General features: G+C 68.1%; 15 protein-coding genes and 2 tRNA genes. 4 read left to right on the top strand and 13 right to left on the bottom strand.

The features are described 5' to 3' along the window. Together ACK42S_RS08425 and ACK42S_RS08420 are read left to right on the top strand one after the other, a co-directional pair. Window positions 1–981 (top strand): DUF3418 domain-containing protein (locus ACK42S_RS08425; RefSeq protein WP_409705600.1); only part of this gene is annotated, 981 nt, incomplete at its 5' end. Between the two features lie 37 nt (window positions 982–1,018). Further along, window positions 1,019–1,095: transfer RNA gene (locus tag ACK42S_RS08420), tRNA-Pro, on the top strand. 420 nt (window positions 1,096–1,515) lie between these two features. Here the strand turns inward: ACK42S_RS08420 and ACK42S_RS08415 are convergent. The 7 genes from ACK42S_RS08415 to ACK42S_RS08385 form a co-directional block, all read right to left on the bottom strand. Continuing rightward, a tRNA-Arg gene (locus tag ACK42S_RS08415) sits at window positions 1,516–1,592 on the bottom strand. Window positions 1,593–1,625: 33 nt separating this feature from the next. Next, entirely contained in the window at window positions 1,626–2,039 is a 414-nt protein-coding gene (locus ACK42S_RS08410; protein ID WP_409705597.1) for a VOC family protein, read from the bottom strand. Window positions 2,040–2,096: 57 nt separating this feature from the next. Continuing rightward, the gene (locus ACK42S_RS08405; RefSeq protein ID WP_409705594.1) at window positions 2,097–4,313 is read right to left on the bottom strand and encodes a patatin-like phospholipase family protein; all 2,217 of its coding nucleotides are present in this window, start codon (window positions 4,311–4,313) and stop codon (window positions 2,097–2,099) included. Between the two features lie 10 nt (window positions 4,314–4,323). After that, the gene (locus ACK42S_RS08400) at window positions 4,324–5,016 is read right to left on the bottom strand and encodes a glutathione S-transferase N-terminal domain-containing protein (protein ID WP_409705591.1); all 693 of its coding nucleotides are present in this window, start codon (window positions 5,014–5,016) and stop codon (window positions 4,324–4,326) included. A 136-nt stretch (window positions 5,017–5,152) separates the two neighbouring features. Further along, entirely contained in the window at window positions 5,153–6,370 is a 1,218-nt protein-coding gene (locus tag ACK42S_RS08395; RefSeq protein WP_409705588.1) for an acyl-CoA dehydrogenase family protein, read from the bottom strand. A 28-nt stretch (window positions 6,371–6,398) separates the two neighbouring features. Beyond that, window positions 6,399–7,475 carry a phosphotransferase gene (locus ACK42S_RS08390; RefSeq protein WP_409705585.1) on the bottom strand — a complete coding sequence of 359 codons (1,077 nt, stop codon included), beginning with the start codon at window positions 7,473–7,475 and terminating at the stop codon, window positions 6,399–6,401. A gap of 55 nt (window positions 7,476–7,530) precedes the next feature. Beyond that, window positions 7,531–8,238, bottom strand: coding sequence for a Crp/Fnr family transcriptional regulator (locus ACK42S_RS08385; RefSeq protein WP_409705582.1), 708 nt, complete (start codon window positions 8,236–8,238; stop codon window positions 7,531–7,533). Window positions 8,239–8,315: 77 nt separating this feature from the next. On the opposite strand from ACK42S_RS08385, the gene ACK42S_RS08380 reads away from it, so the two are divergent. Beyond that, on the top strand, window positions 8,316–9,110 hold the full coding sequence (locus tag ACK42S_RS08380; RefSeq protein ID WP_409705579.1) for a class II aldolase/adducin family protein: 795 nt from the start codon (window positions 8,316–8,318) through the stop codon (window positions 9,108–9,110). On the opposite strand, the gene ACK42S_RS08375 is transcribed toward ACK42S_RS08380, so the two are convergent. After that, window positions 9,098–9,829 carry a histidine phosphatase family protein gene (locus ACK42S_RS08375; RefSeq protein ID WP_409705576.1) on the bottom strand — a complete coding sequence of 244 codons (732 nt, stop codon included), beginning with the start codon at window positions 9,827–9,829 and terminating at the stop codon, window positions 9,098–9,100. The genes ACK42S_RS08380 and ACK42S_RS08375 overlap by 13 nt on opposite strands. A 30-nt stretch (window positions 9,830–9,859) precedes the next feature. Further along, window positions 9,860–10,639, bottom strand: coding sequence for an oxepin-CoA hydrolase, alternative type (locus ACK42S_RS08370; protein ID WP_409705573.1), 780 nt, complete (start codon window positions 10,637–10,639; stop codon window positions 9,860–9,862). A 219-nt stretch (window positions 10,640–10,858) separates the two neighbouring features. Here ACK42S_RS08370 and ACK42S_RS08365 point away from each other — a divergent pair, with 219 nt between their 5' ends. Then, window positions 10,859–12,877, top strand: coding sequence for a FimV family protein (locus ACK42S_RS08365; protein WP_409705570.1), 2,019 nt, complete (start codon window positions 10,859–10,861; stop codon window positions 12,875–12,877). Window positions 12,878–12,907: 30 nt separating this feature from the next. Here ACK42S_RS08365 and ACK42S_RS08360 read toward each other — a convergent pair whose 3' ends face one another. The 4 genes from ACK42S_RS08360 to ACK42S_RS08345 form a co-directional block, all read right to left on the bottom strand. After that, the gene (locus ACK42S_RS08360; protein WP_409705567.1) at window positions 12,908–14,074 is read right to left on the bottom strand and encodes a pyridoxal phosphate-dependent aminotransferase; all 1,167 of its coding nucleotides are present in this window, start codon (window positions 14,072–14,074) and stop codon (window positions 12,908–12,910) included. An 8-nt stretch (window positions 14,075–14,082) separates the two neighbouring features. After that, the gene (locus ACK42S_RS08355) at window positions 14,083–15,039 is read right to left on the bottom strand and encodes a CysB family HTH-type transcriptional regulator (RefSeq protein ID WP_409660383.1); all 957 of its coding nucleotides are present in this window, start codon (window positions 15,037–15,039) and stop codon (window positions 14,083–14,085) included. A 60-nt stretch (window positions 15,040–15,099) separates the two neighbouring features. Further along, entirely contained in the window at window positions 15,100–15,474 is a 375-nt protein-coding gene (locus ACK42S_RS08350) for a sirohydrochlorin chelatase (protein ID WP_409705564.1), read from the bottom strand. Window positions 15,475–15,484: 10 nt separating this feature from the next. Further along, the coding region (locus ACK42S_RS08345) for an LptF/LptG family permease (RefSeq protein WP_409705561.1) at window positions 15,485–16,104 on the bottom strand (620 nt) is incomplete at its 5' end.

Below are 16,104 nucleotides of genomic sequence, written 5' to 3'. Positions count from 1 at the left end.
CGTGGGGCCTTTCATGCCCTGGCGGCGCTGAAACTGGGGGCGGCCCCAGCGGCGGCGCCGGTGGCATCCCCCCGGGCCGTGGCGCGGGCGCCGGACCAGGCCACGGCGGCACCCGCCCCGGCGGTGGTGGCATCGACTCGCTACACCGACTGGACGTTTGGTGAGTTGCCCGAGCTGATGGAGCTGCAGCGCGGCTCACAAAGCCTGGTGGGCTTCCCGGCGCTGATCGACAAAGGCAGCCATGTGGAGATCGAGGTCTTCGACGAGCCCGAGGTGGCCGCGGTCCGGCATCGAGTGGGGCTGCGGCGCCTCGTGGCCCTGCAAATCAGGGAGCCTTTAAAGTACCTGGAGAAGAACATCCCGGACCTGCAGAAGATGGCCGTGGCCTACATGAGCCTGGGCACGTCCGACGAATTGCGCGAGCAGATCATCGAGGTGGCGCTGGACCGCGCCTTCCTGCACGACCCCTTGCCACAGAACGAGGCCGCGTTCCGGGCCCGCATCGAGCAGGGGCGGCCCCGCCTGAACCTCATTGCACAGGAGGTGGCGCGCCTGGCGGGCATGGTCCTGGCCGAGTACCAGGCGGCCCTGCGCAAGCTCAAGGACAGCAGGCCGCCCAAGGAGGTGGCCGATGACCTGGCCGGGCAATTGCAGCGGCTCATGGGCAAGCGCTTCCTGGCTGTCACGCCCTACGCCCAGTTGGTGCATTTCCCGCGCTACCTCAAGGCCATCGTCATGCGGCTGGACAAGCTGCGCGGGGACCCGGCGCGCGATGCGGCGCGGCTGGCCGAAGTCAAACCGCTGGAGCAGCGCTATCAACGGCGACTGGCGGAACTGAAGGGCCAAGGCGATGCCCGGCTCGAAGAGTTCCGCTGGCTGCTCGAAGAATTGCGCGTCAGTCTCTTCGCGCAGGAACTGCGCACCCCCCAGCCGGTGTCGGTCAAGCGCCTGGAGAAGGCCTGGGCCCAGGTCGTGGGGTGAGCATCCGCCCCCGGCGGCGCACTACAATGTGCGCCTTCGGGGTGTAGCGCAGCCTGGTAGCGCAACTGCTTTGGGAGCAGTGGGTCGCACGTTCGAATCGTGTCACCCCGACCAATCGACGCAGCTTCACGCGTGAGCGGGCACTTTGGGGTGTCCAACTGTTCGAGAACTGTTCAACGGGTCGCCTTCGCGCGCAAGGAGCCGCTTGTGCCGCGGTTCGCCGATGCGGGTACGCACTGAGCGCCCGTCCTTTGCTGAAAATTCAGGCAATCCAGCCGGAAGCCCGATGGATACGGGGCTCGTCCAGGGCATCCCCGGCGTGTTCACAGGGCTGTCCACAGGATCTGTGGATCGGTGAGATCAGGCCGCAAGCCGCTGCAACGCTTTATCGCCTGCGTGGCTGATACGTGGTCGGGCACCTTGCTCGGCGATCTCCTGCCGGAGCTGCTGCGCGAGTCCCCGTTCCATCTGGCATGGGAGGAGGCAAGGGCAGCGTTTCAGCCGCTGCCTTCCTGGCGCACCATCGATAAGGGTTGGCCTGCCCGGAGGGACTCGAACCCCCGACCTGCTGCTTAGAAGGCAGCTGCTCTATCCAGTTGAGCTACGGGCAGATGGCCGGGATTCTACGTGGCGTGCGTCGCGATTCAGTGGTCGTAGACCGCGTCGAAAGAGCGGAAGCCCTTGACTTCGATCGGGTTGCCCGAGGGGTCGCGGAAGAACATCGTCCACTGCTCGCCGGGCTCGCCCGCGAAGCGCACCTGGGGTTCGAGCACGAACTCGATGCCGGCAGCGCGCAGGCGCTCGGCCAGGGCCTGCCAGTCAGGCAACTCCAGCACCACACCCAGGTGCGGCATGGGCACGAGATGCGCTCCGACACGCCCGGTGTTCGTGGTGGCAAAGGGCTCGCCCAGATGCAGCGAGATCTGGTGCCCGAAGAAGTCGAAATCGATCCAGGTGTCGGTGGAGCGGCCTTCGCGGCAGCCCAGCACACCGCCGTAGAAGCGGCGTGCGGCGTTAAGGTCGTGCACGTGGTAGGCCAGATGGAAGAGGCTGCGCATGCTGTGTCATCGCTCGCGAGACGCCAATCATCGCACACGGGTGCGGCGTGCGCAGGCTCAGGGCCGGCCCAGGAAGAAGTAGGCGGCCCGCCGACCTCCGTCAGCCTGGCCGTAGGCCAGGTACACCGGGCCGAGCGGGGAGTCGAACGCGAAGTAGATCGACCCGCCTCGGCGCAGCGAGGTCCGGTTGGCACCGAAGGCGGACTCACCGATGCGGCCGGCTTCGAGCGAGAGCCCGATGTAGGCGCCGTCGAAGAGGTCGGCCTGTGTCAGACGGACGTTGTAGTTGATGCGGCCGTAACCCACTTCCGTGCCGGTGAGTTCACCCGTCTGGTAGCCCGACAGACGCTGGAACCCGCCAAGGGTGAACAGTTCGTAGTCGGGCAGGGCGTGGTCTCCCAGCGCGCGTCCGAGGAAGCCCGAGAGCATCACCGTGTGGACACCCAGGGTCAGGGGTTTGGTGGCGGCGGTATATGCCTTGGTGTAGCGGTCGCTGGCCCCCAGTCGGGGATGCGAGGCATAGACGGAGAACTCTGCGGCATAGCCTGTGCGCGGGAAGCGAGAATTGTCCAGCGTGTCCAGCCCGAGCTGCAGGCGGGTCGCCCCCATCTGGGCCTGGGGCAGTGCGATCAGCCCCGCCAGCACGTTGGTGTCATCGCTCAGGCGCAGCCGGCCGCGGAACAGGCCCAGCCGCACTTCACCGGCAGTGCCCAGCGTGAGCCCGAGGTCCGCACCTGCGCCACTGAGCGTGCGGCGCAGACGCACCAGGCGCTTGCGGCCGCCGCTCGAGAAGATGTCCAGCGGGTCGCGTTGCAGCAGGGCATGCACCGAGGCGAAGACCGTCTGACGGGTGTCAAGGGGTTGGTGCCACTCGCTGCGCACCAGGTCGTTGCGGCCCACCTGGATGTCGTTGCGCCATTCGGCGCCCCGCTCGTTCAGCCAGCTCCAGCGATGGGTGCCCAGCAGGTTGAAGTAGGCATTGCCCCGGAAGTCGGACGATAGGGCCAGTCCGAAGCGCAGGTAGTTGGGGCCCCAGGGCTTTTCGGTGACTTCGGTGACGAGCACGCTGCGGCCGTTCTCCTCGACGAGCGTGTAGTTCACGCTCTCGAAGTCGCCACGGGCATAGATACGCTTCATGTCGTCGTCCAGGCGCCGGCTGTCGAAGGCGTCGCCCTCGCGGGTGGTCATGGCGGCACGCACGACGGCCGGGTTGACCTTGTCGGTGCCGGTCACGCGGATCTCGTCGATGCGGGCAGGGGTGCGCCGCTCGCCCTGGAAGCGCGCGATCATCAGCGATTCGTAGACGGGCGGCGGCAGGCTCAGGCGGGACAGGCGCTCGCGTGCGGCCTGTGCGGCGGATTCGCCCCGCTGTACCGCTTCGGACAGGCGGTCGAAATGGGCCGAACTGAGGTCGGCGAGGTCCGGGGTGATGAGGATGTCGCTTTCCTTCAGCTCGGACAGGGATTGCCTCACGTTCGCATGGGTGAGGATGCCGATCACCTGCTCGGTCACCGACAGGATGGACGAGATGTCCTCACGCCGCAGCAGCGGCGTGCCCACGTTGACGGCGATGACGATGTCGGCACCGAGCTGCCGTGCCAGGTCCACCGGCAGGTTGCGGGTGAGCCCGCCGTCCACCAGGAGCCGCCCGTCGATCTCCACGGGTGTCACGGCCCCGGGTACGGCCATGCTGGCCCGTGCAGCCTGGGCTAGACTGCCGCGGGACAGCACGACCATCTCGCCGCTCACCAGGTCGGTGGCCACGGCACGGTAGGGCACGGGCAGGTGGTCGAAGTCGTCCTGCGTTTGGCGTCGGGTGAGCCGGCGCAGCACGGCCTCCAGCGACACGCCCGAGACAGCCCCCTTGGGCAGGGCCAGCCCGTCGGCACGCACGCCCACTTCGGGGCCGATGTAGTTCGTGCTGTCGTCGAGCTTGCGTCGATAGGGTTCGTCGGTGCGGCGCAGATCCCGAAAGAGACTGCCGGTGCTCAGGCCCTGCATCTCCTGCTCGATGTCCGGCAGTGGCAGTCCGCTGGCATAGGCGGCACCGACGATGGCTCCTGCGCTGGTGCCCACGATGAGATCCACCGGCACGCGCAGCTCTTCCAGTGCGCGCAGCACCCCGATGTGGGCCCCTCCACGGGCGCCGCCCCCGGAGAGCACCAGACCGATACGCGGACGCGATGGCTCCCCGGCGGCAGCGACGACGGTCTGGGGGGCGGCCAAGGCCGGCCAGGACAGGAGGGCGGCGATCAGGCAGGCGGCAAGGCGCACGGCGGGTGGATCAGTGACGCCGGTATTGCTCGGTGCCGAACAGCACCTCGCGGGCGCGCTCGTCGGTGATGGGCTTGCGCCGGTCGGCCAGCACCTCCACCCCGCGCTGCACCGCTGGTCGCGCAGAGATCTCATCGAACCAGCCTTTCAGGTGCGGATAGTCGTTCCAGTCGATGCCCTGGTTCTTCCATGAGCGCAGCCAGGGGAAGATCGCGATGTCGGCGATGCTGTACTCGGGCCCTCCCATGTAGCGGCTGTTGGCCAGGCGCTTGTCCATCACGCCGTACAGGCGCCGGGCCTCGTTGGTGTAGCGGTCGATCGCATAGTCGATTTTCTGGGGGGCGTAAAGGCGGAAGTGGTGGGCCTGGCCCAGCATCGGGCCCACGCCGCCCATCTGGAACATGAGCCACTGCAGCACCTCGTACTTACCGCGAGTGTCTGCGGGCAGAAAGCGTCCGGTCTTGCCGGCCAAGTACAACAGGATGGCGCCCGATTCGAAAAGCGAGATGGGCCGGCCGTCGGGCCCGTCGGGGTCGATGATCGCTGGGATCTTGTTGTTGGGGCTGATGGCCAGGAACTCGGGCTTGAATTGGTCGCCCGCGCCGATGTCGACGGCCACGACCCGATAGGGCAGCCCGCACTCCTCGAGCATGATGTGGACCTTGTGGCCGTTGGGCGTGGCCCAGGAATACACCTCGATCATGGACAGACCTCCGTCGGTTGGGATGATTGTTCGTGCAAGAGCCGCCAATCTAGCCGATCCGGGCCCGCCGTGTGGCAGTGTCCCCAAGAAAACGCCCGCACGAAGGCGGGCGTCGATGCCGGGGCGCCGCGCGTGTTCAGGCGGCGTGGCGGCCCAGTTCCCACTTGGCGATGGCGTTGCGATGGACCTCGTCGGGGCCGTCGGCAAAGCGCAGCGTGCGGGCGTGGGCGTAGAAGTTGGCCAGCGGGAAGTCCTGGCACATGCCCGCGCCACCGTGCACCTGCATGGCCCAGTCAATGACTTTGCAGGCCATGCTGGGGGCGACGACCTTGATCATCGCAATCTCCAGCTTGGCCGTCTTGTTGCCGGCCACGTCCATCATCCAGGCGGCCTTCATCGTCAGCAGGCGGGCTTGCTCGATCATGCAGCGGGCCTCGGCGATGCGCTCCTGGGTGACGGTCTGCTGGGCGATGGTCTTGCCGAAGGCCACGCGCGAGGAGGCGCGCTTGCACATGAGTTCCAATGAACGCTCGGCCAGGCCGATCAGGCGCATGCAGTGGTGGATGCGCCCGGGGCCCAGGCGACCCTGGGCGATCTCGAAGCCGCGGCCCTCGCCGAGCAGGATGTTGCTCGCCGGCACACGCACGTTCTCGAACAGCACTTCCATGTGGCCGTGGGGGGCGTCGTCGTATCCCATCACGTGCAAGGGGCGCAGCACCGTGATTCCCGGGGTGTCGGCGGGCACCAGGATCATCGACTGCTGGCTGTGCTTGGGCGCCGTCGGGTCGGTTTTGCCCATGAAGATGTAGATTTTGCAGCGGGGATCCCCGGCGCCCGAGGTCCACCACTTGCGGCCGTTGATGACGTACTCGTCGCCCTGGCGCTCGATGCGCGATTCGATGTTGGTGGCGTCCGAAGAGGCCACGGCCGGTTCGGTCATGGCAAAAGCGCTGCGGATCTTGCCGTCGAGCAGCGGCTCGAGCCACTGTTTCTTTTGCTCGGGCGTGCCGTAGCGCACGATGGTTTCCATGTTGCCGGTGTCGGGCGCCGAGCAGTTGAAGACCTCGCTAGCCCAGGGCACCCGCCCCATGATCTCGGCCAGCGGCGCGTATTCCTGGTTGAGCAGGCCGGCACCGTATTCGCTTTCGGGCAGGAACAGGTTCCACAGGCCGGCCGCCCGGGCCTTGACCTTGAGCTCCTCGATGACTTGCAACGGCGTCCAGCGCCTGCCAGCGGCGGTGTTGGCAGCCAGCTCCTCGTCATAGCGGGGCTCGGCTGGATAGATGTGTTCATCCATGAAGGCCAGCAGCTTCTCGCGCAGGGCCTGGGTCTTAGGGGTGTAAGCGAAGTCCATGGTGTCTCCGTCAGGGGGTCGTCGATGCTCAGCGGCGCGTGGCGAAGTGCCAGCCCATTTCCGCCAGAGGACGGGCCCCGGCAGCCGCCTGCCGGGCCTGTGCGCTCGATGCCGTGCCGTCGACCACCCGCTTGGCGATGCCTTGCAGGATGCCGGCGATGCGGAACAGGTTGTAAGCCAGATAGAAGTTCCAGTCGGCCATCACCGCGTCGGGGTCGGTGCGCCCGGTGCGTTCGCAATAGCGGCGCACGTAGTCCTTCTCGCTGGGAATGCCCAACGCGGCCAGGTCCAGGCCTCCGATGCCCCGGAAGGCACCCGGCGGAATGTGCCAGGACATGCAGTGGTAACTGAAGTCGGCCAGTGGGTGACCGATGGTGGACAGTTCCCAGTCCAGCACCGCCAGCACACGCGGCTCGGTCGGATGGAAGATGAGATTGTCCAGACGGTAGTCGCCGTGCACGATCGACACCTGGGATTCGTCGCGAGCGCTGTCGGGGATGTGGGCCGGCAGCCACTCGATGAGGCGGTCCATCGCCTCGATCGGCTCGGTGATGGAGGCCTGGTATTGCTTGGTCCAGCGGGCGATCTGGCGCTCGAAGTAGTTGCCCGGTTTGCCGTAGTCGGCCAGCCCGCGCTCGAGGAAGTCCACGCTGTGCAGCGCGGCGATCACCCGGTTCATCTCGTCGTAGATGGCGCCGCGTTCGGCTGCGGACAGGGCCGGCAGGGATTGGTCCCAGAACACCCGGCCCTCGACGTACTCCATGATGTAGAAGGCCCTGCCGATGACGGATTCGTCGTCGCACAGCACGTGCATGCGTGCCACCGGCACGTCGGTGCCGTGCAGTGCACGCATCACGGTGAACTCGCGTTCGATCGCATGGGCCGAAGGCAGCAGCTTGGCCCCGGGCCCGGGCTTGGCGCGCATCACGTAGAGGCACGAGGGCGTGGTGAGCTTATAGGTGGGGTTGGACTGCCCGCCTTTGAACTGCTCGACGCTCAGGGGGCCGGCAAAACCCGGCAGATGGGCGCGAAGGTAGGCTTCGAGGGCAGCGACGTCGAAACGGTGCTGCTCGGCCACGGGGCGGGTTCCGGTGTTGGCTTCCATCAGGCGTTCCTGTCGAGATTCGATGCGAGCCGGCCACCGGATGAGGCGTGATCGGCTAGCGTTCGGCGATGGCCAGCAGCTTCTCGCGCGAAAGCACGATCAGCCGCGTGGGCTCGATGCGCACGGCGCCTTCGCGTTCCAGGGCCTTGAGTTCCTGGTTGACCCGCTGTCGCGATGCTCCGAGCAACTGGGCCAGATCCTCCTGGGCGAGCTGCAGGCCGATGCGGATCTCGTGCTCGCCCTGGGGCACGCCATAGGTGCGCACCAGCAGCAGGAGCTGCTTGGCCAGACGTGCGGCCAGCGGCAGGGTGTTGAGGTCCTCGACGATGTTGAACATCAGGCGCAGACGCCGGCAGTTCAGTCGCAGCAAGGCCTCGTAGAGTTCCACGTGCTGTGACAGCAGTTCTTTGAAGTCGGGCTTGCGCACCACCAGCAACGTCGTGTCGCCATGCGCGTGTGCATCGTGTGTGCGCGGCAGGCCGTCGAAGAGGGCGATATCGCCGAACCACACGCCCGGCTCCACATAGGTGAGCGTGACCTGCTTGCCCGACAGCGACACCGAGCTCACACGCACCGCTCCCTTGGCCACGCCGATCCATTCGCTGGCCGGTTCGCCGCGCGAGGACAGCAGTGCACCATCGCCGAGACGGCGCACCGAGGCCCGGGACAGGATGGCCTGGCGCAGGGCGGGAGAGAGCTTGGAAAACCAAGGGCCGGACTCGATGGTGTTGCGTTCGGCGATTGTAAGAATGGGGGTCTGCATGTTTTGTCGCTGACGTGACAGAACGGCTGTCGATGCTGCCCCTATTGTCCATCTACCTGACAACCCGGAGACCAGCCATGGCTGCGACCCCTGTGACGAGCCCCTCGATCGACGATCTGCCTTCGCTCCAAGGCCGTGTGAGCGAAGCCGAGTGGCGCACCCGCGTGGACTTGGCCGCGGCCTACCGGCTGGTGGCCTTGTTCGGCTGGGACGACCTCGTCTTTACCCACATCACGGCCCGCGTGCCGGGCACCGAGGATCAGTTCCTCATCAACCCTTATGGTCTGCTGTTCGAGGAGATCACGGCATCCAGCCTGGTGCGCATCGACCTGTCCGGTCGCAAGCTCGACGACACGCCGTTCGAGATCAACCCGGCAGGCTTCACCATCCACAGCGCCATCCATGCGGCACGCCACGATGCGCACTGCGTGCTGCACACGCACACCCTCAACGGCATTGCGGTGTCGGCCCAGAAGCACGGGGTGCTGCCGCTGTCGCAGCAGTCGATCTTCGTGCTCGCAAGTCTGGGCTATCACGACTACGAGGGCGTGGCCTTGCGCGACGACGAAAAGCCACGGCTCGTGCATGATCTGGGCGACCACACCTACCTGATGCTGCGCAACCATGGCCTTATGACGGTGGGGCCGACGGTGGCCGACGCCTTCCTGGCGATGTATCTCTTCGAGACGGTGTGCGCGATCCAGGTCCGTGCGCAGGCCGGCGGCGGGGAGCTGGTGACGGTCGATCCGGAGATCATCCGCACGTCGGCCCAGCAGGCCCGTCAGGTCACGCGCGGGCAGGGCGCCGGCGCGCTGGCTTGGCCCGGGCTGCTGCGGCGGCTGGACCGCCGCAACCCGGGCTACGCGCGCTGAACGCCGCGGTCCACGACGGCAGCATCCAGTCGCAGGTACTGGGCGAGCAGCTTTTCCATCGTGGTCAGGCGTTCGTCGGCGTGCAGCCACTGCGTGGGCGCCAGATTGATGGCGCGCACGACCAAGTCGTCTTCGCCGACGTCGAGGATGTTGATGCACGCCGGCGCCTGCTCCAGACGGCCCAGGAAGCAGCGCCGGCCCGCCAGGGCATACGAGAGCAGGCCGCGGTTGACGGCGCCATGCAACACCAGCAGGCATTGGTCCCAGGAGGCGTCGGCCAGCACGGCCTGGAACGCGGGCAGGATGCGGTCGAGCATCTCCCCGACCGACTCGCCCCCGAGGAAGCGTGCGGATTCATCGGTCACGCCCTGAAAAGCACCCAGGAAGGCCTCGCGCACGCGGTCGCGCGGGATGTCGGCCAGGCGGCCCGGGCGAATCTCCTGCAGGGCCTCGTCGATCTCGACCGGCACGCGCTGCGCGCAGGCCGAGAGCACGCGCTCGGCCGTCTCGACGGTGCGCGGCAGGCCGCTGGCCCAGACGCGGTCGAAACGCACGCCCGCCTGGCCGAAGAGGGCGCCTGCGGCATCCGCCTGGTTGCGGCCTGCGGCATTGAGCGGCACGGTGTCCGGCGGCACCGGGGTGCCATCGGGCAGGAAGTAGTCGACCGAACCATGGCGCATTAGGTAGATGCGCCGGCGCCGGGGCAGACGCGGCTTCATCGCCGACTCCTGATCGCGCTCGTGCGAGGTTCAGCGAAAGCGCGCAGGGCGCTTGTCGAAGAAGGCGGCGATGCCTTCGCGGGCGTTGGGGTGCAGGAGGTTGTCGACAAAGCTGTCCCGTTCGGCGTCGAGTTGCTGGGGCAGGGTGCGCGAGGGCCAGTGGTTGAGCAGCTCCTTGCTACTGGCCAGCGCGTTGGGGGCCATCTCGGCCAGGCGGCCTGCCAGGGCCAGAGCTTCGGCCAGCGCGCGGCCCTTGTCTGTCACCCGGTTGACAAGGCCGAAGCCGTGCAGGCGTTCGGCCGCCACCGGCTCACACAGCCACAGCAGCTCGGTGACCACCGGCCGCGGCAGCATCTGCATCAGATGCCAGGTGGCGCCGCCGTCGGGAGACAGCCCGATGCGGTTGTAGGCCAGCGTGAAGCGGGCCTCGCGCGAGGCGACGATGAGATCGCACGCCAGGGCGAGCGAGCAGCCGCCCCCGGCTGCCACGCCTTCCACGGCAGCGATCACCGGTTTGGGGAAGGTGCGGATCGCCTCGATCCAGCGGTGGAAGCGCTCCAGCCGCGCCGTCTGAACCTCCGGGCCGAGCTGGGCGTTGCGCTGCAGTTGCTGCAGATGGCCGCCTGCGCAAAACGCGCCGCCCGCCCCCGTGATCACCACGTTGCGCACCTCGTCGGACGATTCGGCCACGTTGAGGGCCTCCACCCCGGCGGCGGTGATCTCCTCGGACAGCGCATTGCGCGTGTCTGGGTCGCTGAGCGTGAGCACCAGGGTGCGGTCGATGCGTTCGGTCAGGAGTTCACTGGGCATGGCGGTCTCGCGCGCAGGCGGCTGGGGGGGTTGGGGGCTGGGCATTCATTGTGCACGAGCCGTCCCGGGGAGGCGGCCGCGCCATCCCGGTCGGGCCCGTTGTGATGATGCCCCGTCTGGCCGGCCGAAGGGGCGCGCGGTGTCGTCATCCGGAGCACCACGCAGCGGACCTGCGGGGCGGGCATGCTAGAGTCTCCAGGCCTGCGTGACATCCATCGCATGAAGAGCCGCCCCGCCCGCATTCCACGCCTGCCGCTTGCCGCCTGTTGCCTGGCCCTGCTGGGGCTGCACGGGGGCGTCCAGGCCTTGGGGTTCGGGCAGGCCGGGTCCCAGGCCGTGCTGGGCCTGCCGCTGGATTTCGCCGTGGCAGTACGTGTCGAGCCCGACGAACAGGCCGATGCGGAATGCCTGCGGGCCGAGGTGCGTTTTGGCGACGTGCAGCTGGGGACGAGTCAGGTGCGTGTGCAATGGGATCCGGCCTCTGCCGGGCCGCAACGCACGGCGCGTGTGACCACCCTGGCACCGGTGAACGAGCCCATCATCACCGTGGACCTCACGGTGGGCTGCAAGGCGCGACTGTCCCGGCAATTCGTGGCCTTTGCCGACCCACCGACGGTGCGTACGCCACCGGAGACGCAGGCGCCGACCAGTGCAGCCGGCGCGCAGCCGCCGTCGTCTCACCGCGCCCCGTCGCAGAAGGCGTCGACGGCCGCCGCGTCCCGGCAGGTCGGCCCGGAAGTGGCGCAAGCCGCAGCCTCCGACGCGTCGGCACCGGCCGCATCGCCCCGTGCCCAGGCTTCGCGTCGCAGCGCGTCCCGCCCGGAAGGTGCCCGCGCCGCGCCGCCGCGAGCGCAGCGCCCAGCGGCTCGACCGGCCGCCCCCCGCGCTGCCACGGTCGAGCAGCCGCGCCTGCGGTTGGACCCGCTCGATGCGGAACTGTTCAGCACGCCCAGCCTGCAGTTGTCGATGTCCCTGGGGCAGGCCGATCCGGCCCGCGCCGAGGACCGTCAAGCTGCAGCCGCGCTGTGGCGGGCCCTGAGGACCACGCCCGAGCAGGCGGCACTCGAAGCCGAGCGCCTGCGCCAGTTGGAGCAGAGCCTGGAGGCATTGCGCCAGGAATCGGCGGCCACACGACAGGCTCCCGAAGGACTGCAGGCCAGCCTGCGGCAGGCGCAGGCTGAGCGCTATGCCAACCCCCTGGTCTACGCGCTGCTGGTGCTGAGCCTCGCGCTGGCCGCGGGCCTGGTCTGGATCGCGCGACAACGTGGCAGTGGCGCCGGCGCGTGGTGGCGCCCCTCGGCGGCGGGCAGCTTGCCTGCCGACCTGGCGGCGGGCGCAGCGGCGCCGGTCGAGGCCCCGGTTGCGGCGACGCCCCCTGTCGCGACGCCGCCAGTGGCCCCTCCCAGCCCGGCGCCATCGGCCCCATCGGTGCCTGTGGTGCGCGAGGCGCCGGCAGCCCCTGCCAGGCCGGCGCCGGTGCTGCCCGCCTCGGGGAGCGAAGGGGCCCAGGAGAAGGTGGCAGTGGAGGAGCTCATCGACCTGGAGCAGCAGGCCGAGTTCTTCATCGTCCTCGGGCAGGATGAATCGGCCATCGAGCTGCTGCGCGGTCACCTGCGCGAGCATCGCGATCCCAGCCCCTTGCCCTACATGAAGCTGCTGGAGATCCACAAGCGCCGGGGCGATCGGATGGCCTACGAGGAGGTCCGCGAGGAGTTCAACCGTCGCTTCAATGCCTACGTCCCGTCCTGGGACGAGGACCTGGGCATCGGGCGGTCGCTGGAGGACTATCCGGCCGTGATCGAACGCTTGCAAGGGTTGTGGGAGACCCCGGTGCGTGCCATCGAGGTGCTGCAGGCCTCCTTGTTGCGGGGCGACGAAAGCTCCAAGCCGTTCGACCTGCCCGCCTACCGTGAGCTGCTGATGCTCTACGGGATCGCGCGCGAGCGCGTGCAACTGGAGTCCACCGGCGAGGCCGTCGACCTGCTGCTGCCGCTGGACGAACCCCAGGATCCCTACGCGACCCGGCTGGAGCCCAGCGGGTCGATGGCGGCCGGGGCCGGCGTTCCCCCCGAGAGGCGGGGCGAGTCCATCGACGTGCACCTCGATCTCGCGGCCGAGGCGGCCCAGCCGCCGGCTGCTCCCTCGGGACCGGTGGGCCCGGACGATTCCCGTCTCATCGAGTTCGAACCCCTCGAACTTCCGGCGCCCAATCCCGAGGACAAAGACCGTACCGGCTGAGCAGGCGGCCCCGTGCCGGGCCTCGGGTGTTCACAGCCGGGACAGCCGTTCCAGCGCGTGGTGCAGGGTTTCGTCGCGCTTGGCGAAGCAAAAGCGCGCGAGCTTGCGATCGGTGCCGTCGCTGTAAAACACCGACAGCGGGATCGCCGCCACGCCCACTTCGGTGGTGAGCCAGCGGCAGAAGGCCGGCTCATCGAGGTCACTGACGGCGCTGTAATCCACGCATTGGAAGTAGCTTCCCTGGCTGGGCAGCAGCCGCAGCCGGGTAGCGGCCAGCCCGGCCCGGAAGAGATCGCGCTTGCGCTGGTAGAAGGCGGGCAATTCGAGGTACGGTGCGGGGTCGGCCATGTAGGCCGCCAGCGCATGCTGCATCGGGGTGTTCACCGTGAACACGTTGAACTGGTGCACCTTGCGAAACTCGGCCATCAGGGCAGCCGGCGCGGCCACGTAACCCACCTTCCAACCGGTCACATGGTAGGTTTTGCCGAAGCTCGAGACGATGAAGCTGCGTTCGGCCAGCCCCGGGTGGCGGGCCACGCTCTCGTGTTGCTGCCCGTCGAAGACCATGTGCTCGTAGACCTCGTCGCTGATCACGAGGATGTCGGTCGGGCGCAGCAGCTCGGCCAGCGCGCGCATATCCTCGGCCGTCCACACGGTGGCGCTGGGGTTGTGCGGGGTGTTCAGGATGAGCGCCCGCGTGCGTGGCGTGATGGCTGCCGCGATGCGCTTGACGTCGGGCCGGAAATCCCCAGCCTGGCCCGAGCGGCCCAGCGGCACGAAGACGGCTTTCCCGCCCGCCAGCTCGATGTTGGGTTCGTAGCTGTCGTAGCAGGGCTCGAGCACGAGGACCTCGTCGCCCGGATGGACCACGGCGAGGATGGCCGTCAGAATGGCTTGGGTGGCGCCAGCCGTCACGGTGATCTCGGCGCCCGGGTCGTAGGTGCGGCCGTACAGCGCCTGGATCTTGGCGGCAACGGCCTCGCGCAGCGAGGGCACGCCGGCCATCGGCGGGTACTGGTTATGGCCCGTGCGCATTGCGGTGTTCACCGCATCGAGCAGCCGGGGGTCGCAATCGAAGTCCGGGAATCCCTGGCCGAGGTTGACGGCGCCATGCTCCTGGGCCAGGGCCGACATCACGGTGAAGATGGTGGTGCCCACCTTGGGCAGCCGGGTGGTGAGTGGGGGAACGGCGTTCATGGGCAGACTCAGAGGTCGTAGGAGCTGGACTCGCCGCCCATCGCGCGCATGATGAGGTTGCGGTTCAAGCGCTCGGAGGTCAGCTCGGCAAAGGCATAGACGAAGTTGCGCAGGTAGGCGCCACGCTTGAAAGCGATGCGAGCGAGGTTCTGGCCGAAGAGATGACCCGCCGGCCGCCAGACCAGATCGCCACCCGGGGTGGTGAAGGTCGGGTCGTCACGCACGGCCATCTCGGCCACGATGCCCACACCCAGGCCCAGGCGGACGTAAGTCTTGATCACGTCGGAATCGATCGCCTCCAGCACGATGTTGGGCTTGAGCCGGCGCAGCGCGAACGCCTGGTCGATCTTGGTGCGGCCGGTGAAGGAGGGGTGATAGGAGATCAGTGGTTCACCGGCCAGATCGTCGAGCGAGAGCCGCTCCTGAGCGGCCAGCCGGTGCTGGGCCGGCAGCACCACCACATGCGTCCATTCGTAACAGGGCAGGGTCACCAGCTCCTCGAAACCGGCCAGCGACTCGGTGGCCAGGCCCACCTCGGCGGTTTCCTGCAGCAGCATCTGCGCCACCTGCTCGGGCGTGCCCTGGTGCAGGCTGACACTCACCTTGGGAAAGCGCTTGCGCAACTGCGCCACCGGGGCGGGCAGGACGTAGCGCGCCTGGGTGTGGGTGGTGGCGATCGACAGCGTCCCGGCGTCTTGCTTGGAGAATTCTTCGCCGATGCGTTTGAGGTTGCCCACCTCGCGCATGATGATCTCGATGGACTTGAGCACTTCCTGGCCCGGCTCGGTGATGCGCTTGAGACGCTTGCCGTGGCGGGCGAAGATGTCCACACCGAGCTCCTCCTCCAGTTCGAGGATGGCTTTGGACACGCCCGGCTGGGAGGTGTAGAGGGCCTTGGCGGTCTCGGTGAGATTGAGGTTGCGCCGCACGGCCTCTTGGACGAAGCGGAACTGGTGCAGGTTCATATTTCGAGACCGTCTGAAGAAGTCTCGAATTATGTCACTGGCGCATGACATGTGCCGGGCTCAGGGCCCGGGCGTTTCAGCCGCCACGCGGGCCATCGCCTCGACCACCGCCGGGTGCTCACCCACGGCCGGTGCGAGGGTCCATTGCACATCCGGATGGCGCCGGCGCAGTTCGTCGATGAGCTGCGGCAGATCCTTGCGCACGTGGCCGCCGGCGCCGAGGAAAAGGGGCACCACGCGCACTTCAGTACAGCCCTGGGCCACCACCGCCTGGCCGGCCTGCAGCAGGTCGGGGCTCATGAACTCGAGGTAGGCCAGGGCGACGGCCGCCCGCGGCTGCAGCTCGGCCAGTCGCGTGCGCACGGCCTCGAAGGGGCGGGCCCAGGCCGGGTCGCGCGCCCCGTGGGCAAAGAGGACGATGCCGATTCGTGTCATGGTCGAGCCTTCAGCGATAACGCACCAGCCAGTGGAAGGCCAGCAGCGACAGCAGGAAATACACTGCGCTGGGCGTGGCTGCCGCCAGCCATGGCGTCCAGTCCTGCAGCAGGCCGATGTGGGTGAAGACGTTGTTGAGCAGCACGAAGCTGATCCCCAGCATGATGCCGCCGAAGACCTTGAGGCTGATCCCGCCCGAGCGGCTGTGCAGGTAGGCAAAAGGCAGCGCGAGCATCACCATCACCAGGCAGGCCAGCGGGTAGAGCACCTTCTTCCAGAACTGGATCTCATAGCGTTGCGCGGCCTGCTCGTTGTCGGCCAAGTGGGTCATGTAGCGGAACAGGTCCAGCGCCGACATCTCGCTGGGCGGCCGCACCGCGGCCACCACGACGTTGCGCGTGAGCGTGCTGCGCCATTCGAACCGGTCCAGCCGCTCCTCGAAGACCTCCAGGTCGCGCGAACCCGGGTCGGGCTGCCAGCGGCTGCGTTGCACGCCGGACATCATCCACCGGCCCTCTTCGTCCACCGTGGCCGACTGTGCCTGCAACTGCCCCACCAGGCGTCCCCGGGCATCGAACTCGTAGAGCCGCACCTGCTGCAGGCGGCCGTCGGGCCCGGCCGCGGTGACCT

Origin of the sequence: Caldimonas sp., assembly GCF_046289365.1 — a bacterium.
In the GTDB taxonomy this organism is placed as follows: Bacteria; Pseudomonadota; Gammaproteobacteria; order Burkholderiales; family Burkholderiaceae_C; genus Caldimonas.
The sequence above is the reverse complement of the archived record's forward strand: the minus strand, read 5'-3'. Positions and strand labels throughout refer to the sequence as shown.